The organism is Azorhizobium sp. AG788, assembly GCF_943371865.1.
Taxonomy (GTDB): Bacteria; Pseudomonadota; Alphaproteobacteria; order Rhizobiales; family Xanthobacteraceae; genus Azorhizobium.
The window spans coordinates 1-25748 of the sequence record NZ_CALRWL010000011.1 but is presented as its reverse complement, the minus strand read 5'-3'; the positions used below and the strand labels follow the sequence as shown (position 1 = coordinate 25748).

At 66.1% G+C, this 25748-nt stretch carries 25 protein-coding genes and 1 tRNA gene; 8 read left to right on the top strand and 18 right to left on the bottom strand.

Annotated features, from left to right (window positions below; genetic code table 11):
- Window positions 1-178: 178 nt before the first annotated feature.
- Window positions 179-886 carry an OmpW family outer membrane protein gene (locus tag AAG816_RS08810; RefSeq protein WP_341989232.1) on the bottom strand — a complete coding sequence of 236 codons (708 nt, stop codon included), beginning with the start codon at window positions 884-886 and terminating at the stop codon, window positions 179-181.
- Between the two features lie 407 nt (window positions 887-1293).
- On the opposite strand from AAG816_RS08810, the gene AAG816_RS08805 reads away from it, so the two are divergent.
- The gene (locus tag AAG816_RS08805) at window positions 1294-2364 is read left to right on the top strand and encodes a PHB depolymerase family esterase (protein WP_341989231.1); all 1071 of its coding nucleotides are present in this window, start codon (window positions 1294-1296) and stop codon (window positions 2362-2364) included.
- Window positions 2365-2499: 135 nt separating this feature from the next.
- On the opposite strand, the gene oxlT is transcribed toward AAG816_RS08805, so the two are convergent.
- Both oxlT and AAG816_RS08795 read right to left on the bottom strand, forming a co-directional pair.
- Window positions 2500-3810 carry an oxalate/formate MFS antiporter gene (gene oxlT / locus AAG816_RS08800; RefSeq protein ID WP_341989230.1) on the bottom strand — a complete coding sequence of 437 codons (1311 nt, stop codon included), beginning with the start codon at window positions 3808-3810 and terminating at the stop codon, window positions 2500-2502.
- A gap of 504 nt (window positions 3811-4314) precedes the next feature.
- Window positions 4315-5364 carry a MaoC family dehydratase gene (locus AAG816_RS08795; protein WP_341989229.1) on the bottom strand — a complete coding sequence of 350 codons (1050 nt, stop codon included), beginning with the start codon at window positions 5362-5364 and terminating at the stop codon, window positions 4315-4317.
- 151 nt (window positions 5365-5515) lie between these two features.
- Here AAG816_RS08795 and AAG816_RS08790 point away from each other — a divergent pair, with 151 nt between their 5' ends.
- The gene (locus AAG816_RS08790) at window positions 5516-6436 is read left to right on the top strand and encodes a cation diffusion facilitator family transporter (RefSeq protein WP_341989228.1); all 921 of its coding nucleotides are present in this window, start codon (window positions 5516-5518) and stop codon (window positions 6434-6436) included.
- Between the two features lie 81 nt (window positions 6437-6517).
- On the opposite strand, the gene AAG816_RS08785 is transcribed toward AAG816_RS08790, so the two are convergent.
- Together AAG816_RS08785 and AAG816_RS08780 are read right to left on the bottom strand one after the other, a co-directional pair.
- On the bottom strand, window positions 6518-7471 hold the full coding sequence (locus tag AAG816_RS08785; protein ID WP_341989227.1) for a DJ-1/PfpI family protein: 954 nt from the start codon (window positions 7469-7471) through the stop codon (window positions 6518-6520).
- 3 nt (window positions 7472-7474) lie between these two features.
- Window positions 7475-8353: a CoA ester lyase gene (locus AAG816_RS08780; RefSeq protein ID WP_341989226.1), complete on the bottom strand. Its 879-nt coding sequence runs from the start codon at window positions 8351-8353 to the stop codon at window positions 7475-7477.
- A 138-nt stretch (window positions 8354-8491) separates the two neighbouring features.
- On the opposite strand from AAG816_RS08780, the gene AAG816_RS08775 reads away from it, so the two are divergent.
- Window positions 8492-9250, top strand: coding sequence for a DUF429 domain-containing protein (locus tag AAG816_RS08775; protein ID WP_341989224.1), 759 nt, complete (start codon window positions 8492-8494; stop codon window positions 9248-9250).
- A 138-nt stretch (window positions 9251-9388) separates the two neighbouring features.
- Here AAG816_RS08775 and AAG816_RS08770 read toward each other — a convergent pair whose 3' ends face one another.
- On the bottom strand, window positions 9389-10096 hold the full coding sequence (locus AAG816_RS08770; protein WP_341989223.1) for an outer membrane protein: 708 nt from the start codon (window positions 10094-10096) through the stop codon (window positions 9389-9391).
- A 447-nt stretch (window positions 10097-10543) separates the two neighbouring features.
- On the opposite strand from AAG816_RS08770, the gene AAG816_RS08765 reads away from it, so the two are divergent.
- The gene (locus AAG816_RS08765) at window positions 10544-12043 is read left to right on the top strand and encodes an acetyl-CoA hydrolase/transferase family protein (RefSeq protein ID WP_341989222.1); all 1500 of its coding nucleotides are present in this window, start codon (window positions 10544-10546) and stop codon (window positions 12041-12043) included.
- 83 nt (window positions 12044-12126) lie between these two features.
- Here AAG816_RS08765 and AAG816_RS08760 read toward each other — a convergent pair whose 3' ends face one another.
- Window positions 12127-13161, bottom strand: coding sequence for an aspartate-semialdehyde dehydrogenase (locus tag AAG816_RS08760; RefSeq protein ID WP_341989221.1), 1035 nt, complete (start codon window positions 13159-13161; stop codon window positions 12127-12129).
- Between the two features lie 248 nt (window positions 13162-13409).
- Between AAG816_RS08760 and AAG816_RS08755 the strand changes: the two genes are divergently transcribed.
- From AAG816_RS08755 to cysW, 3 genes are all read left to right on the top strand, one after another.
- Window positions 13410-13748, top strand: coding sequence for a hypothetical protein (locus tag AAG816_RS08755; RefSeq protein ID WP_341989220.1), 339 nt, complete (start codon window positions 13410-13412; stop codon window positions 13746-13748).
- A gap of 161 nt (window positions 13749-13909) precedes the next feature.
- Window positions 13910-14731, top strand: a complete 822-nt coding sequence (cysT, locus tag AAG816_RS08750; protein ID WP_341989219.1) for a sulfate ABC transporter permease subunit CysT — start codon at window positions 13910-13912, stop codon at window positions 14729-14731.
- Between the two features lie 2 nt (window positions 14732-14733).
- Window positions 14734-15600: a sulfate ABC transporter permease subunit CysW gene (gene cysW / locus AAG816_RS08745; protein ID WP_341989218.1), complete on the top strand. Its 867-nt coding sequence runs from the start codon at window positions 14734-14736 to the stop codon at window positions 15598-15600.
- Window positions 15601-15713: 113 nt separating this feature from the next.
- Here cysW and AAG816_RS08740 read toward each other — a convergent pair whose 3' ends face one another.
- The 6 genes from AAG816_RS08740 to AAG816_RS08715 all read right to left on the bottom strand — a co-directional run bounded on the left by AAG816_RS08740 (window position 15714) and on the right by AAG816_RS08715 (window position 22076).
- Window positions 15714-16040 (bottom strand): lipopolysaccharide assembly protein LapA domain-containing protein, encoded by a 327-nt coding sequence (locus AAG816_RS08740; RefSeq protein WP_341989217.1) that lies wholly within the window; start codon window positions 16038-16040, stop codon window positions 15714-15716.
- A gap of 7 nt (window positions 16041-16047) precedes the next feature.
- The gene (gene ihfB / locus AAG816_RS08735) at window positions 16048-16332 is read right to left on the bottom strand and encodes an integration host factor subunit beta (protein ID WP_341989216.1); all 285 of its coding nucleotides are present in this window, start codon (window positions 16330-16332) and stop codon (window positions 16048-16050) included.
- 112 nt (window positions 16333-16444) lie between these two features.
- Window positions 16445-17416, bottom strand: coding sequence for a signal peptide peptidase SppA (gene sppA / locus AAG816_RS08730; RefSeq protein WP_341989215.1), 972 nt, complete (start codon window positions 17414-17416; stop codon window positions 16445-16447).
- Window positions 17417-17656: 240 nt separating this feature from the next.
- Entirely contained in the window at window positions 17657-19390 is a 1734-nt protein-coding gene (gene rpsA / locus AAG816_RS08725; protein WP_341989214.1) for a 30S ribosomal protein S1, read from the bottom strand.
- A gap of 386 nt (window positions 19391-19776) precedes the next feature.
- Window positions 19777-21243 (bottom strand): M48 family metalloprotease, encoded by a 1467-nt coding sequence (locus tag AAG816_RS08720; protein ID WP_341989321.1) that lies wholly within the window; start codon window positions 21241-21243, stop codon window positions 19777-19779.
- A gap of 95 nt (window positions 21244-21338) precedes the next feature.
- Window positions 21339-22076: a hypothetical protein gene (locus AAG816_RS08715; RefSeq protein WP_341989213.1), complete on the bottom strand. Its 738-nt coding sequence runs from the start codon at window positions 22074-22076 to the stop codon at window positions 21339-21341.
- A 258-nt stretch (window positions 22077-22334) separates the two neighbouring features.
- Here AAG816_RS08715 and AAG816_RS08710 point away from each other — a divergent pair.
- Window positions 22335-22411 (top strand) — tRNA-Arg (locus AAG816_RS08710).
- A gap of 153 nt (window positions 22412-22564) precedes the next feature.
- Here AAG816_RS08710 and AAG816_RS08705 read toward each other — a convergent pair.
- The 5 genes from AAG816_RS08705 to AAG816_RS08685 all read right to left on the bottom strand — a co-directional run.
- Entirely contained in the window at window positions 22565-23389 is an 825-nt protein-coding gene (locus AAG816_RS08705) for a hypothetical protein (protein WP_341989212.1), read from the bottom strand.
- A 288-nt stretch (window positions 23390-23677) separates the two neighbouring features.
- Window positions 23678-24769 (bottom strand): hypothetical protein, encoded by a 1092-nt coding sequence (locus AAG816_RS08700; protein WP_341989211.1) that lies wholly within the window; start codon window positions 24767-24769, stop codon window positions 23678-23680.
- Between the two features lie 3 nt (window positions 24770-24772).
- The gene (locus AAG816_RS08695; RefSeq protein ID WP_341989210.1) at window positions 24773-24985 is read right to left on the bottom strand and encodes a tail protein X; all 213 of its coding nucleotides are present in this window, start codon (window positions 24983-24985) and stop codon (window positions 24773-24775) included.
- A complete protein-coding gene (locus tag AAG816_RS08690) occupies window positions 24982-25509 on the bottom strand; it encodes a hypothetical protein (RefSeq protein WP_341989209.1) in 528 nt (175 codons plus the stop codon). Before AAG816_RS08690 ends, AAG816_RS08695 begins: the two co-directional genes overlap by 4 nt.
- Window positions 25506-25748: hypothetical protein (locus AAG816_RS08685; RefSeq protein ID WP_341989208.1), on the bottom strand; the 243-nt coding region annotated here is incomplete at its 5' end. The genes AAG816_RS08690 and AAG816_RS08685, both read right to left, overlap by 4 nt.

Below are 25748 nucleotides of genomic sequence, written 5' to 3'. Positions count from 1 at the left end.
CAGAAATGCTGCATGTGCGAGGGCGCCGGGGCGCAGCCGCAGCGGCGGAAAAGGCCAAGTTTGCGCCCTGGATGGGCACCGGAGCGGCAACTTTGGGGATTTCGCAGCAAACGAGAAAGGGGCAGCTCGGTCGATGCCGGGCTGCCCCTTTTTATTTTTCAGGTCTGCAGCGGGCAGATCAGAAGCGGTACGTGACGCCGGTGCTGATCATCCACGGGTCGAGGGCCGTGGAGCCGGTGAGCGGGGTGGTGCCCACGGTCACGTTGAAGTTGGGCTCCAGGAAGATCTTCTTGACGTCGACGTTCCAGCCCCAGTGCTTGTCCAGCATGTAATCGAAGCCGACCTGGAGTGCCCAGCCCCAGGTGTTCTTGATGTCGAGCGCGGTGACCTGGTTCGGATCGGTGCTGTAGAAGATGGTGTAGTTCACGCCGGCGCCGACATAAGGCTGGAACGCGCCGAAATTGGTGAAGTGGTACTGCAGCAACAGCGTCGGCGGCAGCAGCCAGGTCTTGCCGACGGCGAGGCCGTTCAGGCTGCCGGTGCCGTCGATATAGCTGTAGGTGGTGCCGAGCACCAACTCCACCGCCCAGTTCTGGGTGAAGTAATAGGAGATGTCGAGCTCGGGGATGACCGTGTCGGACGACTTGATGCCCGATCCGGCGACGCCGTTGACGTGGCCGCTGTCATTGGTGAAGACGCCGGTGGCGCGCACACGGATCTGCCAGGGGTTCCAGGTGTCCACCACGACGGGGGCCACCGGGGCCTTCACCGCCATGTCGGCGGCGGCCGCAGGCGCGGAGGCGCCGAAGCTCGCAATGCCCAGACCAAAAATCAGTGCCGAAACAGCGCTCAGTGCCCCGCGAGTCGCCTTTTGCAATCCAGTCATGCCCCATCTCCAGCTCAAATCGTGGCCAATGGGTGGACCTGGAGCGCACCTGAATATTTGAGTTAGATCAAATTTAGCCGTTGCGCCGCCACTGTGTGGCCTTGCTGCAACACCGTTTCCGCCCCAATTCCATCACAGAAACGCCGGATGCGATTGGTTTTTCGGAAAGACTTGAAGTCTTGATGGTTTTTCGCCTCCCGCGCGCTTTCGGCCATGTGCGGCGCGCCGCAGCCGCAAGTTCCCGCGCGTGCATCGAGGGCGAGGGCGTCGCCGCCCTCGCTCGTGTCTGCCGCTTTACGTGGGCTCTCTGTGCCGACAGAAATGATAGCCATCGGGCGGGCGGTACGGTTGGCGATTCGATTTTCGGGGTGGGCCCGAGCGTGCCGGGTCGCCGGGGACAGATCATCATGGGTTGTGTGGACGCCGGCCGCCGTCGGATGGGCCTTGTCGTGTGGGCTTTGGCCATCGCCGGCCTCTTTGGCACGCCGGCCATGGCTCAGGATGCGAGCGAGCGCAGCCTTACCGTGGGGCGCGAGCAGCGCACTTACCTTCTATCCCAGCCTGACGGGGCGGTCGGCCCACAGCCGGTGGTGATCGCGCTGCATGGTGCCGGGGAAAGCTCCGAGGGCTTTCGCGGTTATCTGGGGCTCGAAGAGACCGCCGCCAAGATGCGCTTCACCACCGTCTATCCCCAGGGTATCGGCCGGGTATGGAACGACGGCCGCCCCGCAGCCATGCGCCTCAAGGCGGTGCTGACGCCGGGCGATGACGTGGCCTTCCTGCTTGCTCTGACCCGGGACCTGGTGGCCGAGGGGATCGCCGATCCCAATCGCATCTATCTCATGGGCATTTCCAACGGCGGCTTCATGGTGGAGCGCATGGCCTGCGAACATGCGGAGCTCTATGCGGCCTATTCGGTCATCATGGCCACGGCGCCGGCCAATTACCGCGAGCAGTGCCGCCCCAGCCGCCCAGTCCCGATCATGTTCATTCACGGCACCGCCGATGCGGTCATTGCCTGGGACGGGTTCTGGACCCCCATGGGCGCAACCCTGTCCGCGCCTGACAGTGCCGAATTGTTCGCCGCCTTGGATGGCTGCGGCGAGGCAACGGTGCAGCAATTGCCGGACCTGGATCGTTTCGACGGCACGACGGTTTCGGTTCGCCGCTGGTCGCGGTGCGAGGGCGTGGGTGAAGTGGCGCTCTACCGGATCGAGCGCGGGGGCCATCAGTCGCCCGCACGGGTGAAGACCACCGCAGAGCTGGCGACGCCGTTCCTCGGCTTGCGCAATCGCGACATTGATGCGGGCGCGGAATCCTGGGCCTTCTTCTCGCGCTATTCCCTGGCGCCGGCGGTTCCTGCCGCTGCGGCGTCCAAGGCAGCCCCCTCTGCCGCCCCCACGACGGTGCCATTCCCGGTGCCGTCGCCCCTGCGGGTCCGTGGGGCTGCGGCGGCCGAGCAATCGGTACAGCGGTGATTCGATGGCGACCGACATTCGGCGTCTTGATGACGGGGATGCCTGACACAAAGGGACCGTATCCGATGGAGTGTCGGGCACGGTCTCTTGTTATTTGAGGCGCTTCGATCGAAGCGGTGCCTCGTCCCGCACGCCTTAGTGGGTGGCTTGGCTGCCAGTCCAGACCGGCGCCGAGGTGGTGGCCGCTTCTTCTGCCGCCCGGGCGATGAAGCGGGCCCGCATGGGCTTCAGCACGAATATGGCGAGGAACGCCGCGGTCAGGTTGAGGCACATGGCGATGGCGAACACGGCGGACCAACCGAAGTGGACCGCGACGACGCTCGCCGCCGGCACCAGCAGCGCAGCGGTGCCCTTGGCGGTGTAGAGCATGCCCGCGTTGGTGGCGGCGAACTTGGAGCCGAAGGTATCACCGCAGGTGGCGGGGAACAGGGAGTAAATCTCGCCGAACACCCCGAAGAACAAGGCCGTGAACAGCACGAACACGATTGGGTTCTGACCCTGGTAGACCAGCATCAGCAGCGAGCCAGCGGCAACCGTGAAGGCGATGAACATGGTGTTCTCGCGGCCGATAGTGTCCGAGACCCAGCCGAACAGCGGGCGGCCGCAGCCGTCGAAGATCCGGTCCAGGGAGATGGCGAAGGTCAGCGCCGCCATCTGCACGCCCAGCAGGCTGACCGGAACGTCGGCCACCTTGAAGTCGTGGGCGATGGGGCCGATCTGCGCGGCGGCCATCAAGCCGCCGGAGGCTACCATGACGAACATGGCATACAGCAGCCAGAACACCGGCTTGGAGAGCGTGGCGCGGGGCGGATAGTTGATCTTGCTCTGTGGCAGGCTGGACAGCTTCTTGGGGGCCGGCATGTCGCCCGGCGGCTTGCGGACCAGGAAGGAGAGCACGAAGACGATGACGCCCTGGCCGATGCCGAAGGTGAGAAACGCGGCTTCGTAGCCCTGGGACGCGATCATATGGGCGATCGGCACCACGGTGACGGCCGCGCCGGCGCCGAATCCAGCGGCGGTGATACCGGCGGCCAGGCCGCGGTTGTGCGGGAACCACTTCAGCGCATTGCCGACGCAGGTGCCGTAGACCGCACCCGCACCGATGCCGGCGACCACGGCAGCGGCATAGAGCATCGGCAGGGATGTGGCGATGGAATTGAGCGACCAGGCTGCGGCGATCATGACGGCGCCGAACATCAGCACCACGCGCGGGCCGTAGCGGTCCACGAACCAGGCCTCGACCGGCACAAGCCATGTTTCGGTGAGCACGAACAGGGTGAAGGCCAGCTGGATGGCCGCGCGGCCCCACTGGTGCTTGGCCTCGATGGGATCCACGAACAGCGTCCAGCCATACTGGAGGTTCGCGATCATCGCCATACAGACGACACCACAGGTCAATTGGACCCAGCGCTGCCTATTGCTGGCCAGGGAAGCGGCTTGTTGCATGTCTAACCTCGTGCGTTTCCATGAAGGCGGCCATCTTGGGTGGCCTTGAGAACCCGTCCGCCTTCGAAGAGGGGTTTGGGAAGTGGTCTTCGACGTGACGTGGGACTGCGGTTGCTGCGTGTCGTACGGGCCCGTGGCGTTCGGGCCGTGCAGGGCTCCCGTGAGGGTCTCCTGAGAGGTAAATTTGCGTTTGGTATGCCAGATGCAAAATACAACGAGCCCCAGATGAGCAGGCATCGGCGCGCCGCGCAAGTCCTCACGCAGGGGAATACGTAACGGTATCAATGGGTTAACGTTGGGGTATGTGTGGCCCCTGGCGCAAGGTCAGCCGATGCCACCGGGCGGCGCAGGTCCCCTTGCGGCTTGGACGGCATGCAGGAAGCGCATGCGCGCGCCAGACCTGCCCGGCCCGTCGATCAGGCGGGGCCGGTTCGGGGATTCACGTCTGGCGCAGGTCTTTCAGGCCTCAGCGGCACATCGCCGGATTGAACGGCGGGCGCGGGATCAGCGCGGAATCAGCACCCAATAGTCCAGATCCAGGATCACGCCGGGGTCATACTCATCGCCGGTCTTCAGGGGCAATTCGGCGCAGGGCTGGTCCTTGGTGGCAATGGTGCGCAGGCGCAGGGCGCCCACATCGTCGCGTCCGGAAATCTCCTGGACGTCGAGGATCTCGCTCCAGGCGAACACCGTCTGGCCGGCAAACAAGGGGGCCACATGGCGCCCGCCGTTGATGCCGGCCACATGGAAGGCATTGGACAGGCCGTTGAAGGACAGAGCGCGGGCGATGGAGATGACGTGCCCACCATAGATCAGGCGACGTCCGAAGCGGCCCTGGCCTTCGGTATATTGGTTGAAATGCACCTTGGCCGTGTTCTGATAGAGACGGGTGGCGGTCATATGCTCCGCCTCTTCGACGGTGGTTCCGTCCACATGGTCGATGCGCTCGCCCACCTCATAGTCCGCGAAGCGATAGGGGCTTCCGGACAGGTCGAAGCGCCAGGCGTCCCCATCCAGCGGCGGCACCGCGTCGCCCAGCGCATCGGCCGCCAAGGCGGCGGGCAGGGTCGGAATGTGGGTCTCCGCCACCACGGCGTTGGGGTCGCGCTTGCGCACCATCACCCAGCGCACATAGTCCACCACCTCGGTGCCGTCCTGATTGAAACCGGTGGAGCGCACATAGACGACGCCGCTCTGGCCGTTGGAATTTTCCCGCAGGCCAATCACCTCGGACACCGCGGTCAGGGTATCGCCCGGATACACCGGCGCCAGGAACCGCCCCCCCGCATAACCGAGATTGGCGACCGCATTCAGCGAGATGTCCGGCACCGTCTTGCCGAACACCACATGGAACACCAGCAAATCGTCCACCGGGGCGCGGGGATAGCCAATGGCCTCGGCGAAGGTGTCGGCGGACTGCACGGCAAAGCGGGTGCCGTAGAGGGCGCTATAGAGCGCCACGTCGCCGGTGGTAAGGGTGCGCGGCGTGGCGTGCCGGATCACCTGGCCCAGAGCGAAGTCCTCGAAAAAATTGCCGGTGTTGGTCTTGGTCATGCCGATCCCCCTGTTCCGCCATGTTTGCAGAGCCTTCAGGTGCGGCGCAACAGAGGAAAAGCGCCACCCGCCGTCCTCATCCCGCACGGGGCGCTTGACCTGACCCGCGCGCCACGGTCCTTTTGCCAGAGAATGCAGGAGGAGCGTGCGCGTGTCGGGGTCTGCCAGTCAAAAATTGTCGTTTCAGGCGATGGTGTTCGTTGCCTGCCTGTTCCCGTTTTATATTCTTGCCGCCACCATGACCAATTCGGCCGCGGTGTTGACCGATCTCCTGGCCACCTCGTTCGACCTGACCTCGCTCACCACCTGCTGGCTGGTCTTGCGCATCGCTCATGGGCGCGAGCGCGGCAAATATGCCTACGGCCTCGGCAAGTTGGAAAATCTGGCGGAACTGATGATCGCCGTCCTGCAGGTGGTGCTGGTGATCGTCGCCGGCATGCGGGCCATCGAGGGGCTGCTCCATCCCGAGCCGGTCAGCGGCGCCGGCCTTGGCCTGGCGGTGACGGCGGTGGCGGTGGTCGGGAATGTCTTCCTCAACCGCCGGGCGAAGCGCGTCTCCGAGCAGACGCACTCCCCGGTGGTCGCCGCGCAAGCGCGGGTGCACTTCATTTCCGCGGTCTCCAGCGGGTCGGTGTTCGTGGTGACCATCATCACCTCGTCCTTCGAGCACATCCATTGGGTGTCCTATCTGGATCCGCTGGCGTCCTTCCTGGTCATCGGCCTGATGGTGTTCAACATCTTCGAGATGATGACCAACTCCATCGGCTCGCTGCTGGACCAGGCCATCGGCGAGGCCGGCCAGATGCGCATCCTGCGGGCGCTGGCCAGCCATTTCGATGATTTTGAGGAACTGGGCGACATTCGCACCCGACAGCACGGCGGCAAGATGATGGTGGACCTGCACCTCGGCTTTGATTCGCAATGGACCGTGGCCCAGGCCCGCGTCGCCGCGGCCGGCATCAGCGCCGCCGTCATCCGCGAATTTGCCGATGCGGGGGACGAGGTGGACGTGTCCATCGTCCTGATGCCGGGCTCCGAAGACGCGGCCGCCCTGCCGCAGCCGGCCGCTTAAGGCACATGCCGTTCGGATGGTGCGGCCATCCGAACGGCATGGGGGCCTTGGTCCGGCCGGGCCAGTGGACCGGGCGCTCCGCTAATGGTCCGAGAGCACCACGTCGTCCGACCAGTCTCCGGCGGCATCCTTGACGATCGCCTGGCCGCAGATCACCCGGCCCTTCACGGGATCGAAGGTCAGGGTCGGGGCGCCGTGAAGCTGCCAGCCCTTGTTGAGGGCCGCCGAGACGCGCTTGCAGAACGCCGCATCGTCTGGCCCGGTGAGATAGCGGTAGAGTTTCATTTGAGGCCCTTCTGGGGACGTCGGATCGGGTTGCCCCTGGCGCAGAGGTGCGGACGGGCGTGCGCGCCAGGCGACAATGCCCATCTGGGCCGCCACGTCACGGGCCACTTCGGCGCGGCGCTGCTGAAAGGCCGCAGTGCGCTCGCGGACGGCAGCCACCAGCGCCGGATCCGTGTCTCTCAACGGCTCGAACGGCGGCGCCGGGTCATATTCGATGCTGAGGCCGATCCTGCGGGCCTCGTCACCGCCGGCGATGATCTCCGCCATCTGCAAGGCGAAGTCGATGCCCGACGTGACGCCCGCCCCGGTGATGCGGTTGCGATCCACCACCACGCGCTCGGGCACCGGCTCCACACCGAACAGCGCCAGTTGCTCCAGGGAGAGCCAGTGGCATGTGGCGCGATAACCGGTGAGCAGACCGGCCGCCGCCAGCACCAGCGAGCCGGTGCACACGGAGGTCACATATTGCGCCCGGCTGGCCATGTCCTTCAGAAAGGCCAGGGTCTCCGCGTCCTCCATCAGCGCCAGCTGGCCCGGCCCGCCGGGCACGAACAGCACGTCGCAGACCGAGACGTCGGCGAAGGTGGCGCTGGGCAGCAGTCGCAGGCCGGACGAATCGGTGATCGGCCCCGGCGTCTTCCACACCAGATCCACCTTGGCGCCCGGCAGGCGGGCGAAGACTTCGAACGGGGCCGTGAGATCGAGCTGGGTCATCTGCGGATAGGCCAGCATCACGATGGAGAGGGCCATGCGTCAGGCTCTCCCGGCAATGGCATCGGCCAAAGCGACCGTGCGCCGGGCCATATCCGCATGCATGCGTTCCACCATGCGTCCGTCCAGCTGTAGGACGCCCTTGCCGGCGTTCTCCGGCTGGTCGAACAGCGAGATGATGGCGCGGGCGCGGGTCACCTCCGCTTCCGGCGGGCTGAAGGCGGTGTTGCACGGCTCGATCTGGCTGGGATGGATCAGGGTCTTGCCGTCCATCCCCATGTCCACGCCTTGGGCACATTCGGCCTGGAAGCCGTCCTGGTCCTGAAACTGGTTCCACACCCCATCCAGCACGTCGATGCCGAAGGCGTGGCCGGCGGCGAGGACGGTCATCAGCCAGCCCATCATGGGCGCCCGGCCGGGAACAAGGGCCGCGCGGGTCTCCTTGGCCAGATCATTGGTGCCCAGAACGAACACCGCGAGCCGGGTGAGGGGATCGCGGGCGGCTTGGGCCACCGCCTTGATGTCGAGGATCGCCAGCGGCGTCTCGATCATCGCCCAGACCTTGATATGGGCGGGGGCGCCCAGCGCCTCCAGCCGGCGCCCCACCAGGAGCAACTGCTCCGGGTCCTGGACCTTGGGAATCAGGATCGCATCAGGGGCGGCAGCGATGGCTGCGGTGAGATCGTCATGGCCCCACACCGTATCCAGGCCGTTGACCCGGATCACCACTTCGCGCGGTCCGAAGCCACCGGCCCGCACCGCCTCCGCCACGCGCGTGCGCGCCTCAATCTTGGCATCGGGCGCTACGGCATCTTCCAGGTCGAGGATCAGGCCGTCGCACGGCAGGGACCGGGCCTTTTCCAGCGCGCGGGCATTGGATCCGGGCATGTACAGCACACTGCGGCGCGGTCGGATGCTCATGATGGCTCAGCTCCCCCTGAAACATGGGCGCACCGGTCCTGCAAACCGCAGGGCCGACTGCGCAGATCGAACTCCAAGGTAGCGGGCCGAAAACATCGCTGCCACTGTTTTACCGCAGAGCGGCAAAGAGGGCGGAGCATGGATCTGGTGCGTGAGGTGATCGGCCTGGACGGGTGCCCCGGCGGCTGGGTGGGGGCGCGCTGGGATGGCGGCTCCGGACTCGTGCTGGAGCGGTATGGCAACCTCACCGCGGTGTTCGCGGGGCCGACAGCGTGGCTGCAGGCGGCGGTCGACATGCCCATCGGCTTGCCCGAGATGGCCGGGCCACGGGGGCGGGCGCCGGAGCGGCTGGTGCGGCCCTTGCTGGGGATGCGGCAATCCAGCGTGTTCTCGGTGCCGTCGCGGGCGGCGGTGGAGGCCGGGGGCGATGCAGATGGTGATGACGCTACCCGCTACCAGGCCGCCTGCCGGATTGCCCGCGCCACCTCGGAACCGCCGCGGGCCATTTCCAAGCAGGCCTTCAACATCTTCCCCAAGATCCTGGAGGCGGACGCGCTGCTGCGGTCACGGCCAGGATTGCCGCTGGCGGAATGCCATCCGGAGGTCAGCTTCTGGGCCATGAACGGCCGCAAGCCTCTGGCTCTGCCGAAGAAGGTGAAATCCACGCCGTCCCCGGAGGGGATGGCGCTGCGCATCGCGCTATTGGCGGCGCAAGGGATGCCGGTTGCGTCTCTGACGCCGGCTCAGGCCCGAAGGCTTCGCGTGGGGCTGGATGATCTGGTGGATGCCTGCGCCTGCGCCTGGACGGCGCTGCGCATTGCCCGAGGCACCGCCGAGGCGTTTCCCGACCCGCCTGAAACCGACAAGCACGGCTTGCCGGTGGCGATCTGGGCGTAGGTCCGGGAGCCCGTCACATGAAAGCCGGCCTGCGTACGGGACGCAGGCCGGAAAAGGTGTTCCGGTTCTGGTGTCGTCGTCGGGCGCGCGCAGCCGCTTCTCTCGGCAGAGCCGAGCGGCCGCGCGCGCTCAGGGGCATCAGAACTTGTAGTTGATGCCGGCCTTCACGGTGTGGAACTTGTTGTCCACGTTCACAGAGGTGCCGGTGAGGGCGCTGCCGTAGGTGCTGTTGTCGAGATCGACGTAGAGATATTCGGTCTTGAACGTCCAGTTGTTGGCGAAGGCATATTCCGCGCCGGCACCGATGGTCCAGCCGGTCTTCACGCCCGAGCCTTCAGCGGTGGACAGGCCGTTGCTGATGCTGGACTTGCTCTCGCCATAGGCGAAACCGCCGGTGACATAGGGCAGGAACCGATCAAAGGCATAACCGGCGCGGGCACGCACCGTGCCGAAATAGTCCAGCGAGGACTTCAGGCTGGTGGCGCTGCCCAGGGTGGTGGTGGTGCTGTTGCCTTCGATGCCGGACCACTGGATGTCGGTCTCGACGCCGAGCACGACATTGTTGCCGAACTGGTAGTTGTAGCCGGCCTGGCCACCGGCGAAGAAGCCGCTGGAGTTCACCGACTGGCTGCCATTGTTGCCCGGGTTCGGCACGCTGGCGAAGGTGTACTCATACTTGTCGCCGCCGAAGCCGGCGTTGGCGCCGATATAGAAGCCGGTCCAGGAGAACACGGGAACGATCGGGACGACGGCTGCCTTGACCGGATAACGGGCCGACAGATCCGCCGCCGATGCGGGAGCCGCAATCGCCAGAGCAATCGCGGAAGTGATCAAAAGACGCTTCATGTTCGTAACCTTCAATGCCAGCCCCCGATGGCATTGATTTAGCAAATGTCGGCTGAAAATAGTGTTGCGACAACGCAACAAGGCCCTCAGGGAGGAAAAGGTAGGGTTGAGTTGACCGCTAAAAATACACGCATAACGCGAAAAATGGTACATTTAGACCGTTTTACAACCCTTATAATACCGTCTTGGCGCTATGGTACCGCTCTAAAAATGAATCCAGCAAAGTAAATAAATATTATAGAAACGTGGAACCGCGACCAGTTTGAAGTAAAGCCGTTTTTTCGCCACAAGGCTGCGCCCTGTTCTCCACACTGTGGCGGAAGCCGGCCTTAATCCGTCGGCTGCAGCCGGCCGCCTAGACCGACGGCCTAAGGATAAGTCCTGGCTCGCGCTTCACGCGCGCATGTGGTGGCTTCCGCGCCTGACGCCCGAACGCTGGACACCGCAATGCCCCTGGATCGTATCCGCCTCTCCTCCCTCGCCGATAAAGTCGTCTCCGCCGAGGAGGCCGCCAGCCACATCCGGGACGGGATGATCGTCGGCATGAGCGGCTTCACCCGTGCCGGCGAGGCCAAGGCGGTGCCGCGGGCGCTGGCGGAGCGGGCCAAGCGGGAACCGTTCAAGATCACCCTCATCACCGGCGCCTCGCTGGGCAATGACCTCGACAAGCAATTGGCCGAGGCCCATGTGCTGTCCCGCCGGATCCCGTTCCAGTCCGACCCCGCTTTGCGCAAGGCGATCAATGCGGGGGAGGTGATGTTCGTGGACCAGCATCTGTCCGAGACCGTGGAACATCTGCGCACCCACCAGTTGGGTCCCATCGATGTGGCGGTGATCGAGGCGGTGGCCATCACCGCCCAGGGCGGCATCATCCCCACCACCTCCGTGGGCAACAGCGCCACCTTCGCCATCCTGGCGGAGAAGGTGATCGTGGAGATCAACCTCTCCCAGCCGCTGGAACTGGAGGGCCTGCACGACATCTACATCCCCACCCGCCGGCCGTTCCGGGAGCCGATCCCGGTGGTGACGCCGGAAAGCCGGGTGGGCCTGCCCTTCATCCCCATCCCGCCGGAGAAGATCGCCGCCATCGTGGTGACCACGAAGCTCGATTCGGCCTCAACGGTGCTGCCGCCGGACCCGGAAACCGGCGCCATTGCCGGCCATCTCATGGAGTTCCTCAAGCGCGAAGTGCGGCTGGGGCGGCTCACCGACCGGCTGCAGCCGCTGCAGGCGGGCATCGGCACCATCGCCAATGCGGTCATGCACGGCTTCATCGACAGCCCGTTCTATGACCTGACCATGTATTCCGAGGTGCTGCAGGACTCCACTTTCGACCTGTTCGACGCCGGCAAGCTCAATTTCGCCTCCGGCTCATCCATCACGCTCTCAAAGGCGAAATACGACGCGGTGATCCCGGACATCGCCCGCTACAAGCCGCGGCTGATCCTGCGGCCGCAGGAGATTTCCAACCATCCGGAGATCATTCGGCGCCTGGGCATCATCGCGATCAACACCGCGCTGGAATTCGACATTTACGGCAACGTCAATTCCACCCATGTGGGCGGCACCCACATGATGAACGGCATCGGCGGCTCGGGGGACTTTGCCCGCAACGGCTATGTGTCGGTGTTCGTCACCAAGTCCATCGCCAAGGGCGGCGCCCTGTCCAGCGTGGTGCCCATGGTGTCCCATGTGGACCACACCGAGCATGACGTGGACGTTCTGATCACCGAGGTCGGCCTTGCGGACCTGCGCGAACTGGCGCCGCGGGAGCGGGCGCGGCAGATCATCGCCAATTGCGTCCATCCGCTCTATCGCGATGCGCTGACAGACTATTTCGACCGGGCGCTCACCCGCGGCGGGCACACGCCGCATCTCATCGAGGAGGCCTTCTCCTGGCATGCCCGGGCGCGGGAGACCGGCTCCATGCTGGCGGCCGGGACGTAAGGGGCCGCCAAACCCGACGCACATACGAAAACGGCCCTCTCGCGAGGGCCGTCTTCAGTTCATAAGGGTGGGCCGAAGGCCGATCAGGCCGCCTTGCGGCGGGAGGTGATCAGCTTGCGGTTGATCAGCACTTCGGCGATCTGCACCGCGTTCAGCGCCGCGCCCTTGCGCAGGTTGTCGGACACGCACCAGAAGGAGATGCCGTTGTCCACGGTCGGGTCATCGCGCAGGCGCGAGATGTAGGTGGCGTCTTCCCCCGCCGCTTCATGCGGGGTGGTGTAGCCGCCGGTCTCGCGGGTATCGACCACCAGGATGCCCGGCGCCGCCCGCAGGATCTTGCGCGCCTGTTCCGCGGACAAGGGCTCCTCGAACTCCACGTTCACCGCTTCCGAATGGGAGATGAACACCGGCACCCGCACGCAGGTGGCGGTGAGCTTGATCTTGGGATCGAGAATCTTCTTGGTCTCGACCACCATCTTCCACTCTTCCTTCGTGTACCCGTCCTCCATGAACGTATCGATCTGGGGGATGAGGTTGAAGGCGATGCGCTTGGGGAACTTCTTGGGTTCCACCGGATCCGACACGAACACCGCGCGGGTCTGGGAGAACAGCTCGTCCATGGCGTCCTTGCCGGCGCCGGAGACGGACTGATAGGTGGCGACCACCACCCGCTTGATCCTGGCGGCATCGTGCAGCGGCTTGAGGGCCACCACCAATTGCGCCGTGGAGCAGTTCGGGTTGGCGATGATGTTCTTCTTCTTGAAGCCGACGATGGCGTCGGCATTCACTTCCGGCACGATCAGCGGCACGTCGGGATCGGTGCGCCATTGCGAGGAATTGTCGATCACCACGCAGCCCTGGGCCGCGATCTTGGGCGACCATTCCTTCGACACGGCGCCGCCGGCCGACATCAGGCAGATGTCGGTGTCGGAGAAATCGTACGTCTCCAGGTTTTTGATTTTCAGGGTCTTGTCGCCAAAAGACACTTCCACGCCGACCGAACGGCGCGATGCAAGTGCCACGACCTCGTCCGCGGGAAAGCCCCGCTCGTCGAGGATCGAGAGGATCTCCCGGCCCACGTTACCCGTGGCGCCGACAATGGCGACCTTGTAACCCATGACAGTCCCTTGAATGGCTGTGCCGGCGCCGCGCGCCGGAAACACGCGCTTTTATGAAATACAGCGCAGGTTTGCAATGTGGTGTGGCGGGCCGGCTTGCGCAAGGTGAGAGCCCACTGTTGCCCGCTCGCCACGCAGGGCGCTGATCCGACGCGGGAACTTGCCTCGACGATCAGGGGTTTCTTGCTTACACTGGGCGAGTGCCGTAATCGGGAGCGAGACGGTTCCGTACCGTGCTGGAGGCTTTTATGCGTGTCGCGCCGCTTTTCATTCTCGCCGCTGCGTTGACGTTCGCGGCGTCCGCACAGGCGCAGACCGCTACGAGCGGCCAGACGGCGCCCGCTGCTGCCACCACCACCGCTGCGACGCCTGCGCCGAAGCCCGCCAAGCCCAAGGCGAAGACCCGCATCGAAATCACCAAGCGCTCGCCGCTGGATGCGGGCACCACGGTGAAGCCGGGCTCCAAGTCCTATCTGGATTACGCGCTGCCGGCGGAATACAGCTTTCCCACCTATGGCGCTGGCCAGAGCGGCATCGTTCCGGGCCGTTACCCGCTGCCGGATCGCTGGTATCTGCCGGGCTACTGATCGGCCTCAGCCTCAGCGATATCCAAAGGCCCCTGCGGGGGCCTTTTTACATTGTGGACGTGGGTAAGAACGCGATCGCCGTGAGCACATGACAAATGCGCCCGGGGTCGGCATAAGTCGGGCGTACCTTTTCGCTCGCTTATCCGTCAGAAGGCCCGTTCATGTCCCGCGTCATCCCGGGCTTCCGCCTCTCGCTGGGCCTCACACTGACCTATTTGTGCCTCATCGTGCTGCTGCCGGTGGCAGCGCTGCTGCTGAAGGCCGGCGATGTGGGGCTGGCACGCTACATTGCCATCATCACGTCGCCCCGCACGCTCGCTTCATTCCAGGTGACCTTCACCACGGCGGCGGTGGCCACCGCTTTCAACGCGGTCTACGGGCTTGCGCTGGCCTGGGTGCTGGTGCGCTATGAGTTTCCTGGCAAGCGCCTCCTGGATGCCCTGGTGGATGTTCCGTTCGCTTTGCCCACGGCGGTGGCGGGCCTCGCCTTGACCGCCTTGTTCGCCAAGAATGGCTGGTATGGGGCGCCCCTGGCGCAATGGGGCATCCAGGTGGCCTATGCCCCCGCCGGCATTGCCTGCGCCATGGCCTTCACCTCCATCCCGTTCGTGGTGCGCACGGTGCAGCCGGTGCTGGAGGATCTGGCGGCGGATGTGGAGGAGGCCGCGGCGACGCTCGGCGCCTCCGACCTGCGGATCTTCTTTACGGTGATCCTGCCGGCGCTGTTCCCGGCCTTCCTGGCCGGATGCTCGCTGGCCTTCGCCCGGTCCCTGGGCGAGTTCGGGGCGGTGGTATTCATCGCCGGCAACCAGCCGTTCCGCACCGAGATCGTGGCCCTGCTCGCCTTCATCCGGCTGGAAGAATATGACTATCCCGCCGCCGCCGCCATCGCCGCCACCATGCTGGGCATCGCCTTCCTGATGCTGCTGACGGTGAACGGCATCCAGTCCTGGCATCAGCGCCGCACCATCCGGGAGGATTGAGCATGTCCGATGCCCCCATCCGCCGCCGGGTCGGCGATGGCCGCGCCACCCGCATCATCCTTCTGGCTCTGGTGTTGTCAGTGACCGCGGTGGTGCTGCTGGCGCCCCTTGCCGCCATCTTCAGCGAGGCACTGAAGCGGGGGCTGGGCGTATATTTCAGCAGCCTCACCCAGCCCGACACGGTGCACGCCATGGGACTGACCTTGCTGGCGGCCCTGATCTGCGTGCCGGTCAATGTGGCATTTGGCATTGCCGCCGCCTGGGCGGTGGCCAAGTTCAGCTTTCCCGGTCGCGGCGTGCTGTTGGCGCTGATCGAACTGCCCTTCTCCATCTCGCCCATCGTGGCTGGCGTCGCCTATCTGTTCGTCTACGGCGCCCAGGGGCTGCTGGGGCCGCTGCTGGAAGCCTATGACATCAAGATCATGTTCGCCGTGCCGGCGATCATTCTGGCCAGCCTGTTCGTCACCGCGCCGTTCGTAGCCCGTGAGATCGTGCCGCTGATGATGGCGCAGGGGCGGGAGGAAGAGGAGGCAGCGGTGACGCTGGGCGCATCCGGCTGGCGCATCCTGCGCACGGTGACGCTGCCCAATGTGCGGTTCGCGCTGCTGTATGGCGCTGCTCTGTGCAATGCGCGGGTGATGGGTGAGTTCGGCGCCGTCTCCATCGTGTCCGGCAACATTCGCGGCCGCACCTCGACCCTGCCGCTGCAGATCGAACTGCTCTATCAGGACAGTCAGGTGGCCGGAGCCTTTGCCGCCGCCACGGTTCTGGCAGCGGTGGCATTGTTCACGCTGGTGGCGAAACTCATCATCGAGCGCCTCGACCAGGAGCGGGAACGCTTGAACGTGGTGCGCGGCCCCGGTCACTGATCGGGGCGCATGTGAGCACCCCGCCGACGAGGGCGCCCGCACAGCCCCGCTGAGACCAACAGCTCCGCTGAGACGAGCCCCGCTGAGACGGGGGGCACCGCCGAACCCGGCGCTCAGCGCCGGATGGGGGCCGAGAGCGCTGTGCCCGTGGCGCGCTGCGGCGCATAGGTTTCGTCGGTCCGCTCGCGTCCGCGGCGGAGGCGGCGCGCCTCGCGGCGGTAGCGGCCCTGGCGCATCCAGGTGACGAGACCGCCAATGACCAGGCCCAGAATCACCGCGCCGAGGATCACCGCGAACAAAGGCACGGTCACCGCCAGGGCCGGAGCCTCGGGGCTGAAGGGATCCAGCGAGAGCGTCACCGGGCGGCGGTTGGCCACCGCCAGCGCCACGATCAGGATCGAGGCGGGAACGCCGAGGAGGATGGAAAGGAAACGACCCAAAGGATTCTCACGCCTCGCCGTTGAGACGCTCGCGCATCTCCTTGCCGGTCTTGAAATAGGGCACGCTCTTGCTGGAGACGTCCACCTGCTTGCCGGTGCGCGGGTTGCGGCCGGTGCGGGCATCGCGCTGCTTCACCGAGAAGGCGCCGAAGCCCCGCAGTTCCACCCGGTCGCCCTGCGCCAATGCTTCGACGATCTGGTCGAGGATGGCATTGACGATATTTTCCACATCCCGCTGGTAGAGATGCGGGTTGGCTTCGGCGATTTTCTGAACCAGCTCGGATTTGATCATGACCGCTCCGTCTCTCTTCCCGACCGCTCCGAAATCTGGCTCTCTAACGGTCGCGCGCCCACGGCGCAGCGGCAAGGAGACATGAGACCGGCGACGGTCATTCAATACCCCTTCAATTCTGCGCGGGAGCCTGCCAGAGGGCCAATAGGCCGTCAAGCCGAGCGCGCTCCCAGGCGGTCTCCGTCGCCTCGGACAGCAGGGTGGCCAGGGTTCCAAAGCCGCTGGCCGCCGCAATCTGCGCGCCGAGGCCCTTCAGCCAGCTGAATTCCGTGCCGGCGCCCTTGGCGTGCCAGGTGCGCACCCGCAGGGTTTCCGGAATGCCCTTCTCCCGCGCCAGCCAAGCCCGGGCGGCACGCTCGTCGCCGATCTCGTCCACCAACTGCAAGGCAAGTCCCTGGTGGCCGGTGAAGACGCGACCGTCGGAGACCTCCAGCAGGCGTGCGTCGGACAGCTTGCGCCGCTCGCTCACCAACCCCTTGAACCAGTCATAGCTGTCCACCACCAGGGAGTTGATGGCGGCGCGCGCTTCCGGGCTGGTGGGCTGGTAGCCATTGGGCACCGCCTTCAGCGGCGACGATTTGATGTCCTCCACCGTCACGCCGATCTTGCCGAGGAGGTCGGTGACGTTGGGAAATTGGAATATGACTCCGATGGAGCCCACCATGGCGTTGCGACGCGCCACGATATGGTCCGCGCCGATGGCCGCGATATAGGCACCGGAGGCGGCCATGCCATCCACCACCGCGACCACGGGCTTCTTCTCCGCCAGACGGCGCAGGGCGTCATAGAGCTGTTCCGCCCCGGTGACCGTGCCGCCGGGGCTGTCGATGGACAAGATCACTGCGGTGGCGCGGGACTTGGCAATATCGTCGAGCATTTGCACCCGCTCGCGGTCATTGCGGATGATGCCGCCGATGACCACCCGGGCCACATGGGGCGTCGACGGGCCATGTTCGCGCCCGAACATCACGTAACTGCCGATGGCCACGGCGCCGACCACCGCCAGCACGCCTACGGTACGCCAAAAGCTGAGCTTCCGGCGCAGACGACGGCGATCTACGATCTGGTCCACATCGAGCGACATCTAGAACTCTCCGGCCACACGGTGCGGGCGCGCACTAAAGCCTTGCGCGGACCGCTTGGCAAGCGCTGCCACGCAATCGCACGGCCTGCTGCGCCGATTGGGCTTTGAGGGGGGTAAGATCGGATGGTGTCGACCGCCGGTCCCCGCCCATCATTGAGGGCGGACTGCTGCAAAACAACAAAAAAGGCCGGCGCTGGGCGCCGGCCTTCCTGTCTTCGAACCGTGCGGTGAGGCGCGGTCTCAGTCTTCCTTGTCAGCGGTTTCCACCGCCGGTTCGGCCGCATCGCCAGAGGTGCGCTGCTTGAGGGCGGCGCCCAGGATGTCGCCCAGCGACGCGCCGCTATCCTGCGACCCGTAAGCTGCCACGGCTTCCTTCTCTTCGGCGATCTCGAGCGCCTTGATGGACACCTGCACCTTGCGCGCCTTGCGGTCGAACAAAGTGACGCGGGCGTCCAGCTTCTCGCCAACGGAGAAGCGCTCGGGGCGCTGGTCGTTCCGCTCGCGGGCCAATTCGGAGCGCTTGATGAAGGCCGAGAGGTCGGTGCCCGTGAGCTTGACCTCGATGCCGCCGTCCTTCACGTCCGTGACTTCGCACGTGACGATGGCGCCCTTCTTCACTTCGCCCGCGTCGGCGAAGGGATCGCCGGCCAGCTGCTTGATGCCGAGCGAAATGCGCTCCTTCTCGACGTCCACGTCGAGAACAACCGCCTTCACCATGTCACCCTTGCGGAACTCGTCGATGACCTGCTCGCCGGGACGATTCCAGTCCAGGTCGGACAGATGCACCATGCCGTCCACATCGCCGTCGAGGCCGAGGAACAGACCGAACTCGGTCTTGTTCTTGACTTCGCCTTCCACGACCGCGCCGGGGGCATACTTCTCGCCGAAGGCTTCCCACGGATTCTGCAGGGTCTGCTTGAGGCCCAGAGAAATGCGGCGCTTGGCGGGATCCACCTCGAGCACCTGAACTTCCACTTCCTGCGAGGTCGAGACGATCTTGCCGGGGTGAACGTTCTTCTTGGTCCAGGACATTTCCGAAACGTGGATCAGGCCTTCGATGCCCGGCTCCAGTTCCACAAACGCGCCGTAGTCGGTGATGTTGGTGACGCGACCCTTGAAGCGGGCCTCCACCGGATACTTGGCTTCGATGCCCTCCCACGGATCGCCGAGGAGCTGCTTCATGCCCAGCGAGATGCGGTGCGTCTCGTGGTTGATCTTGATGATCTTCACCTTCACCGTCTGGCCGATGTTCAGCACTTCGGTGGGGTGGTTCACGCGGCGCCATGCGATGTCGGTGACATGCAGCAGGCCGTCGATGCCGCCCAGGTCAACGAACGCACCGTAATCGGTGATGTTCTTGACCACGCCCTCGATGGCCTGACCCTCTTCGAGGTTCTGGACCAGTTCGTGGCGCTGCTCGGCGCGGGTCTCTTCCAGCACGGTGCGGCGGGAAACGACGATGTTGCCGCGGCGGCGATCCATCTTGAGGATCTGGAACGGCTGCTGGTTGTGCATCAGCGGGCCCACGTCGCGGATCGGGCGGATGTCCACCTGAGAACGCGGCAGGAAGGCCACGGCGCCGTCTAGATCGACGGTGAAGCCGCCCTTCACCTGGTTGAAGATCACGCCCGTGACCTTCTCATTGGCGGTGAACGCCTTCTCGAGCTTGACCCAGCTCTCTTCGCGGCGCGCCTTGTCGCGCGAGAGAACGGCTTCGCCCATGGCATTCTCGACGCGCTCGAGATAGACCTCGACCTCGTCGCCAACCTGGATGGGGGTATCGCGGCCGGGACCTGCGAACTCGCGCAGGGCGACACGGCCCTCGGTCTTCAGACCGATATCAATGATCGCCAGATCCTTTTCGATCGCGACCACAATGCCCTTGACGACGGCGCCTTCCATGAGGTCGGCGCGGCCGAAGCTCTCTTCGAGCAACGAGGCGAAATCTTCACGCGTGGTTTCTACGGCGGACATCTAGTCTCCGAATGTCTGGCGCCGGCGTCTGGTGTTGAGACGCCCGAACCGCACGGATGGCCTGGGAGACACCCAAGCCGCCGCCGGCAAAAGCCAGCGGGCCGGCGCGAAGGCCGTGCGGAACGATGCAAGATGAGGATGTCCCGCGGCCGATACGCGCGAAAACCAGGGCGGGCAACCTCCGGTGCGTCGATAGTACGTATCCCGCACCATCGGCCCGCCCAGGCGGCTCCCGCGAGGGAATGAGCAGCCAGGAACGCCGGTTACCTAGTGGAAAATCCGCTCATCCGCAAGGGTTCCGGCACCTGCGTAGCCGGATTCGACCTGTTTTCGCCGGATTTTGATCGCAGCCGGCTTCGGCCTGGCGGCAAAACCCGCCGCATCGCCTATTCGGTGACGATCTTGACCTTGTCGCCATAGTGCAGCTTGGCGTCGCGATCGAGGCCGTTGAGGATCAGGAACCGCTCCATGGGGCGGTCCGGCACCTGCATTTTCGCCGCCATCTTCTCCACATTGTCGCCGAGGCCCACGGCGACGATGCGGATGCGCAGCGGCTTGACGGTTTCCGCCTCGTTGGTGGCCACCCGGCGGAAGGTCTCCGCCGCCGCCCGGAACTGCTTGTCCAGGTCGGGGGTCAGGGTGCGGGCGGCGAAGATCAGGCGGTAGACGTCCGAGCCGAAGCGGATGGCGAACATGCGGAACGACCATTGCTCGCCCCGCGCCACCGCGGTGGCTGCGGAAAATCCGTTCACGCTCAGGGTTTCCACCGAATTGACCTCGACCCCGTCAATCCAGCCGGAGGCGAGATACTGCCCCAGCGACTGGTCGCCCGGCACCCGCACCGCATCCAGCCGCAGCGCTTCGGAGCCGGACGGGGTGGCGCCCAGCACCGCCTGCGAGGTGTTTTCCAGCGAGAAGCCGTCCGGCGCGGTGAAGGTGAAGCCGAGCTTGGGATGGAAGAAGTTCCGCCCCCGCACGAAGCCTTCCTTGGGATCGTCGCCATAGACCATGCCGTCGATGGCCGAGAGATAAGCCGCCTTGTCCCGCTCGCCATTGCCCGGTGCCGCATATTCGCGGGCATTGGCGATGGCGATGGAGATGCGCTCGGGCGTCGCGGGATGGGAGGACAGGAAGTCCATGTCCGGCGTGGTGGAAGGGGCGCCGCCGAAGGCGGTGGTGCGCAGATTGGCCTGCTTGCCCATGTCGGTGAGGAAGCGCGAGGCGCCATAGGGGTCAAAGCCCGCCCGCGCGGCGATGCCGACGCCGATGGCGTCCGCTTCCAATTCCTGGCCGCGGGAGAAGGTGGCCAGCGTCTGGCGGCTCTTCTGCATGGCCAGCGCCCCCATGTTGGGGTCATTGACCACATCGGAGATGACCCGGCTCACCAGCACCGCCTGCTTCACCTGATCCTCGCGGATGGAGGCATGGCGGGCGATCACATGGGCCATCTCATGGGACAGGACCGAGGACAGTTCGGACGTGTCATTGGCCAGCGAGAGCAGCCCGCGGGTGACATAGAGCGAGCCGTCCGGCAGCGCAAAGGCATTGATGGCCGGGGAATTGAGCACGGTGACGCGATATCTCAGGTCCGGCCGCTCGGAGGCTGCCACCAGGCGCTCCACCACCTGCTGGATCAGCGCCTTGAGCTGGGGATCGTCATAGGCGCCGCCATAGCTGGCCACCAGGCGCTCGTGCTCCCGCCGCTGCGCCGGGGTCATGTCGGCGGTATCCGAAGTGGATAGCGAGGCGCGGGTGAGGGGGATGTTGCTGCGGTCGAGATCGACGCTGCCGCAGCCGGTCAGCAGGCCGGCGATGGCGATCAGGGTGATGCTGCAGCGCACGGCGCGGCGCATGCGGCCGGCGGCGTGGCGCGCGCGCAGCGGCTGGCGCACGGGGGCACCTTTCCGCTCATGCGGCGTCATGGCCGATCCCGCAAGGCTGCGCCCGCTCACCTGGTCCTCTCCTCCACCGCGTCCATCTGACCGGGCAGACGCACCGCGATCACCGGCCCGCCATCCTCCCGCACCACACCGCGCACCCGTATCAAAGTGCCGCGCAACATGGCGGGATCAGGGCCATAGCGCAAAATTGTGGCATCCAGTTCCGTCGGCACCGTCACGATCAGCGCGCGATGCCCCGGTGGGGCAAAATAGAGGTAGGTGATGCCGCGGGTCTTGCGCACGCCGCTGACCCGGCCTTCCACCACCGCAAAGGTGCCGACGCGGGCGTGCAGTGCATCACCCGCCTCGGCCCGGGCCAGGGCCCCGTCCACCGCCCAGATGCCGCGGCGGGCCTGACGGGCGGTCCCTTCGGCCGCCAGCACTTCGCGCCGGCATTCGGGCAACGCGGTGGGATCGGCATAGCCGGCGCCGTTCTGGAGTAGGGCTTCGGCCAGGCTCGGCCCATCCGGGGAGTCCAGGCGGCCGTGCAGCCGGCTGACGCCGTAGCGGTCCGTTTCCGTGCCCGGAGCCGGGAACAGAAGGCGGCCGCGGATGCTGCGGGTGGCGGCGGTCTGGGCGGTATCGGCGAGGCCCGGGACGGTTTGCGTCCGGGTGGGAATGACGATGCCTTTCGCCACCAGTTCAACCCCGGATGCGGCGATCAGCCGGCCGTTGCGGATGCTCTCCAGCCGCAGGGGGAGGGCCGCCGGGCGCGCCGGGGCTGCAGCGGTGGCGCGCTCCGCCAAGCATGGCGCCGCTCGGACCGGCGCGATGCCGAAAGGCATCGCCAGGGCCAGTGCGAGGGCCGAAGCACGGGGGGCGCCTGACTGCATCATCATCCCAAGCCTGCGGGCCGGACACTCACGGGGCCGCGCAAATTGTGTAGGAGATGCAAGCTTACCGGAACGTGACGTTCCGCTCCAGCGGTGTGGCGCTGGAACACTGTTCACCCTTTCTTACACCGTCTTTCCCCCACCGGTGCCTTGAGCTATGAGGGGGGCGGCGTCCCGGTAGCTCAGCAGGATAGAGCAGCGGTTTCCTAAACCGCAGGTCAGGGGTTCGAATCCCTTCCGGGACACCATTTGCCGGACATCGGCAGCTCCGGCTCATGTCATGCGACCCCGTAAGACACGGTGTGCCACACGTGGGCGGGCGCGCACCCGGCGGTCGCGCAAAATCGGATGTCACCCACGGCAGGTGTAGCGCGCAAAATCGAATGTCACCGCGCGCAGGATCATATGTCACCCACTGAGCAGTGGATTTGGGCGGCGGTTGAAGGCGCTTGGAAGGCGGTTTCAATGGGCAGCGCCAGGGCATGTCCACTGGCAGAATCAGGGGCGTCTGGCGGTCTCTTCGGATAGGGCTGCGGTGGCAGGCGAAGGCGTTTGCGCCAGCTCTTGCGCAGGAAGAAGACGTAGCGGAACTGGCGGAAGCTGCACCGATGCGCGCGGTGAAGGTTGGCGCGCAGGTGATCGCCCCGGCCGCCCTTCTTGTGCGCGGTGAGCAGCATCTCGTGGAAGTAGGTGCCGTCCAGCTCATAGAAGCTGGTGCGGTGGGAGCCCACATACAGGAAGTTGGCGGCTTGGTAGACCACGCCCCATCCCCCGCAGCGCTCATCGGCGAAGGATTGCAGCCAGCTGACCTGGGGCATCGTTGCCCGGATGTAGCGCACCGCATAGGCAATGGCCCGGCTTTCGCTGTTGCGCGGGGCCGCATCGGACAGCCACATGCGGTTAAGTTCCAGATAGTCGGTGGAACTCGATCCCGCGACCACCTTGCCCATGGCGGCAGGATTGAGCGCATAGCCCAATTGCAGAACGCCGTGCAGCTGGCCGTCGATGAACACGCCCAGGTGCACATAGCTGTTGTTGACGATCCGCCCGGAATAATGGTGGCGCACCACCATGTCGCAGGCGAGCGCGCGGGGAATGACCGCCACATAGAACCAGCGGGTCCCGAAGCCGGCGACGGCTTCGGTCCCTTCGATGTAGCGGGGAACGTCACTCCAGGGACGCTGATAGGTGCCCGGGATGGGCGGATGATGGGGCTTCCTCGCCATGCGAGCGCAACCTTTCGGAAGGACGCTCGCGGCGCTCGGATGAGGGCTCGGGGGGCCTCAGGGCGTTCAGGGTGCCGCAGCGGCGGCACTTGATTTCGATGGTGCCGGAGATGGCACCCCGGCCGGCGCGGAACAGCAGCGCGCGGCACGATCCACAACGGATGTTCTCCACTTGTTAAGGCCTTGCGGGTTACCGGCCCCATTGGGGGACCGTTCCGCTTTCTTCGGTCGCGCGGGGCTTTGCTGCCAGGCTGGCCCGCGTTCGGGGCACTCGCGCCCCGCCCCACCTCAGGCAACAGTGCCGCCCTCCGGATCGCCGGCCATGGTGCCGGTGCCGGACGCACTGTCGCCGCTGTCGTCCTCGCTCTTGCTCTTGGCGGCCTCCTTGGTTTCCAGGGTCAAAGTGGTGACCCAGCCGGCGCCGGGTTCGATGTGGTGCTCGACGCTCTCGGCACACCAGGCGGTGCCGTCCGCATCGGGGCCGAAGCCGGTGACCTGCACCGGGCAGCCGGCCACGGCGGCGGGATCGCCCGCCACGGTGACGTGACCAGTGGCGGACTGGCGGCCCCGCTCACGCGCGGCTGCGCGGGCGCCATGGCGTGCCTCGTCCTTCGAGGGCCAGGGGTGGGGACGGGCCAGCCGGCCCTTGCCGGCGTCACTCTCGTCGTCCTCGTCCTGCCAGGTGCCGGTCGCCTCGTCGTACCAGCGGCCCTGACTGGAGCGGTACGCCCCGCGCGGCTCGAAATCGAAGGCGAAGTCATAGGCTGGGTCATAGGCGACGGTGAGGGTGGGCAAGGCCGCGCCGGAGGCGGTGCGGCCGGCGCCGCGCTCGGTCATCATCAGCTTGCCGCCGGCCACCTTGATGGCGCCGCCGAAGTCGTCGGCCAGGTCGGAGAGGAAATCCAACGCCTCCTGCTGGACGCGGGCGCGGTAGGGAATGGCAATCGCCTTCAGCGCCGGATCGATCACCACCTGCAGGCCCAGCCCCTTGGCCACGTCAGACACGATTGTCCCAAGCGTCGCCTTGTCCCAATGGCCGCTGTCCACGGATTTGGCGGTGTCGATCAGATCGGCCGCCCGGCATTCCACGCTCATGGCGTGGCCGCCTTCGGGGTCGCCGGTGAGGCCGGTGCGCTGCACGGTGTAGATGCCGGCCAGGGCCATGGCATCCTGCGCCCAGCCGATCTGCACCGCGTAGCGGGTGCCCTTGGGAGGCATAGCGGGGAATGGCGGCGCCACCCGGAAGGTGAGCGTGCAGGTGTCGCTCTCATGGCCCACCGCGTCGCGGATGCGCACGGAGGTCAGCGTGTCGCCCCAGACCGACAGCAGGTTCGCGGTCTTGGGGCCTTGCACCATGACGATGGGCGTGCGGATGGCCATGCGCTACTCCCAGGCCCGCACATAAGCGCTGGACGGCGCCGCGGCGGGAAGCTCCGGCACCACGATGGCCGTGCCGGCCGGGATCACCGGCCCCAAGGCGGCAAGGCCGGGATTGGCGGTGACCACCGCCTCCACCGCACCGTTGCCAGCGGTGCCCATAAGCACGTCCACCAATTGGTCGAGGCGGATGTCGCGGGTGACCAGATAGCGCGTCATCGGAACGACCTCAGGGCGCCGGCCACGGTGGAGCCCACCGCCACCGCCGAACCGAGGGCCGAGGTGCCGCCCAGGGCGTTCACCGCGGCGCCCAGGCCGGTGCCCAGAGCACCGCCGGCCAATGAGGTGGCGCTGCCCACATGCAGCAGTTCCGCCTCGCCATGGACGATGCGACCGACGCCACTGCGCGGATGAAACCGCTCCTCGCCGACGTCGAGGAATTGCACCACTACCAGCCCCTCCAGGCTGCCGGCATAATTGGCGCCGAGGCGGATCAGCGGCACCACGGTCTGCTGCTGGTGGATCAGCTTCAGGATGGCCAGGGCATCCATGCCGCCGAACATGGCCGGCCAGGTGGCGAACTCGATGCGGCTGGTCTTCGGCCCGGCGCCGGTGAGCTGGAAATCCATGCCGGAAAAGGTCGCCGCCGCCGGCACGCGGGTTTCCGAACGGGTGCCCAGGCGCTGGGGATTGAGCCCCACCACTTTGAGCACTGCGGCGCCGATGGCCATCAATCCGCTCATGCCCAGGCTCCGATGTCATGCAGGGCACCGGCGCGGGCCTGGCGGATGGCCCGGTCCTGCTCACGCTGGGCAGCGCGGGCGATGGCGTGGGGATCGCTGCCGGTGATGTGCTGGTTGATGGTGGTGCTGCCCAGGCTGGACTGCCGGCCCGGTGTCGCCGCCGCCCCGCCGCCTGCGGGCGCCGCGGCACCCGCCGCACCGGCGGGCGCGATGGTGGGGGTGGCGGTGATGGACAGGAT

What these genes read in the sequence shown, in the direction of transcription:
- AAG816_RS08785 (WP_341989227.1), bottom strand. Translation starts at nt 7,471, where the DNA reads ATGGCCCTCTCCATCGTGATGCTGGCCTATCCGCAGATGACCCAGCTC.
- AAG816_RS08780 (WP_341989226.1), bottom strand. Translation starts at nt 8,353, where the DNA reads ATGAGCATCCGACCGCGCCGCAGTGTGCTGTACATGCCCGGATCCAAT.
- sppA (WP_341989215.1), bottom strand. Translation starts at nt 17,416, where the DNA reads ATGTCGCTCGATGTGGACCAGATCGTAGATCGCCGTCGTCTGCGCCGG.
- AAG816_RS08760 (WP_341989221.1), bottom strand. Translation starts at nt 13,161, where the DNA reads ATGGGTTACAAGGTCGCCATTGTCGGCGCCACGGGTAACGTGGGCCGG.
- rpsA (WP_341989214.1), bottom strand. Translation starts at nt 19,390, where the DNA reads ATGTCCGCCGTAGAAACCACGCGTGAAGATTTCGCCTCGTTGCTCGAA.
- AAG816_RS08765 (WP_341989222.1), top strand. Translation starts at nt 10,544, where the DNA reads ATGCCCCTGGATCGTATCCGCCTCTCCTCCCTCGCCGATAAAGTCGTC.
- AAG816_RS08770 (WP_341989223.1), bottom strand. Translation starts at nt 10,096, where the DNA reads ATGAAGCGTCTTTTGATCACTTCCGCGATTGCTCTGGCGATTGCGGCT.
- ihfB (WP_341989216.1), bottom strand. Translation starts at nt 16,332, where the DNA reads ATGATCAAATCCGAGCTGGTTCAGAAAATCGCCGAAGCCAACCCGCAT.
- AAG816_RS08720 (WP_341989321.1), bottom strand. Translation starts at nt 21,243, where the DNA reads ATGCGCCGCGCCGTGCGCTGCAGCATCACCCTGATCGCCATCGCCGGC.
- AAG816_RS08690 (WP_341989209.1), bottom strand. Translation starts at nt 25,509, where the DNA reads ATGAGCGGATTGATGGCCATCGGCGCCGCAGTGCTCAAAGTGGTGGGG.
- AAG816_RS08695 (WP_341989210.1), bottom strand. Translation starts at nt 24,985, where the DNA reads ATGACGCGCTATCTGGTCACCCGCGACATCCGCCTCGACCAATTGGTG.
- AAG816_RS08805 (WP_341989231.1), top strand. Translation starts at nt 1,294, where the DNA reads ATGGGTTGTGTGGACGCCGGCCGCCGTCGGATGGGCCTTGTCGTGTGG.
- oxlT (WP_341989230.1), bottom strand. Translation starts at nt 3,810, where the DNA reads ATGCAACAAGCCGCTTCCCTGGCCAGCAATAGGCAGCGCTGGGTCCAA.
- AAG816_RS08795 (WP_341989229.1), bottom strand. Translation starts at nt 5,364, where the DNA reads ATGACCAAGACCAACACCGGCAATTTTTTCGAGGACTTCGCTCTGGGC.
- AAG816_RS08755 (WP_341989220.1), top strand. Translation starts at nt 13,410, where the DNA reads ATGCGTGTCGCGCCGCTTTTCATTCTCGCCGCTGCGTTGACGTTCGCG.
- AAG816_RS08700 (WP_341989211.1), bottom strand. Translation starts at nt 24,769, where the DNA reads ATGGCCATCCGCACGCCCATCGTCATGGTGCAAGGCCCCAAGACCGCG.
- cysT (WP_341989219.1), top strand. Translation starts at nt 13,910, where the DNA reads ATGTCCCGCGTCATCCCGGGCTTCCGCCTCTCGCTGGGCCTCACACTG.
- AAG816_RS08810 (WP_341989232.1), bottom strand. Translation starts at nt 886, where the DNA reads ATGACTGGATTGCAAAAGGCGACTCGCGGGGCACTGAGCGCTGTTTCG.
- cysW (WP_341989218.1), top strand. Translation starts at nt 14,734, where the DNA reads ATGTCCGATGCCCCCATCCGCCGCCGGGTCGGCGATGGCCGCGCCACC.
- AAG816_RS08775 (WP_341989224.1), top strand. Translation starts at nt 8,492, where the DNA reads ATGGATCTGGTGCGTGAGGTGATCGGCCTGGACGGGTGCCCCGGCGGC.
- AAG816_RS08705 (WP_341989212.1), bottom strand. Translation starts at nt 23,389, where the DNA reads ATGGCGAGGAAGCCCCATCATCCGCCCATCCCGGGCACCTATCAGCGT.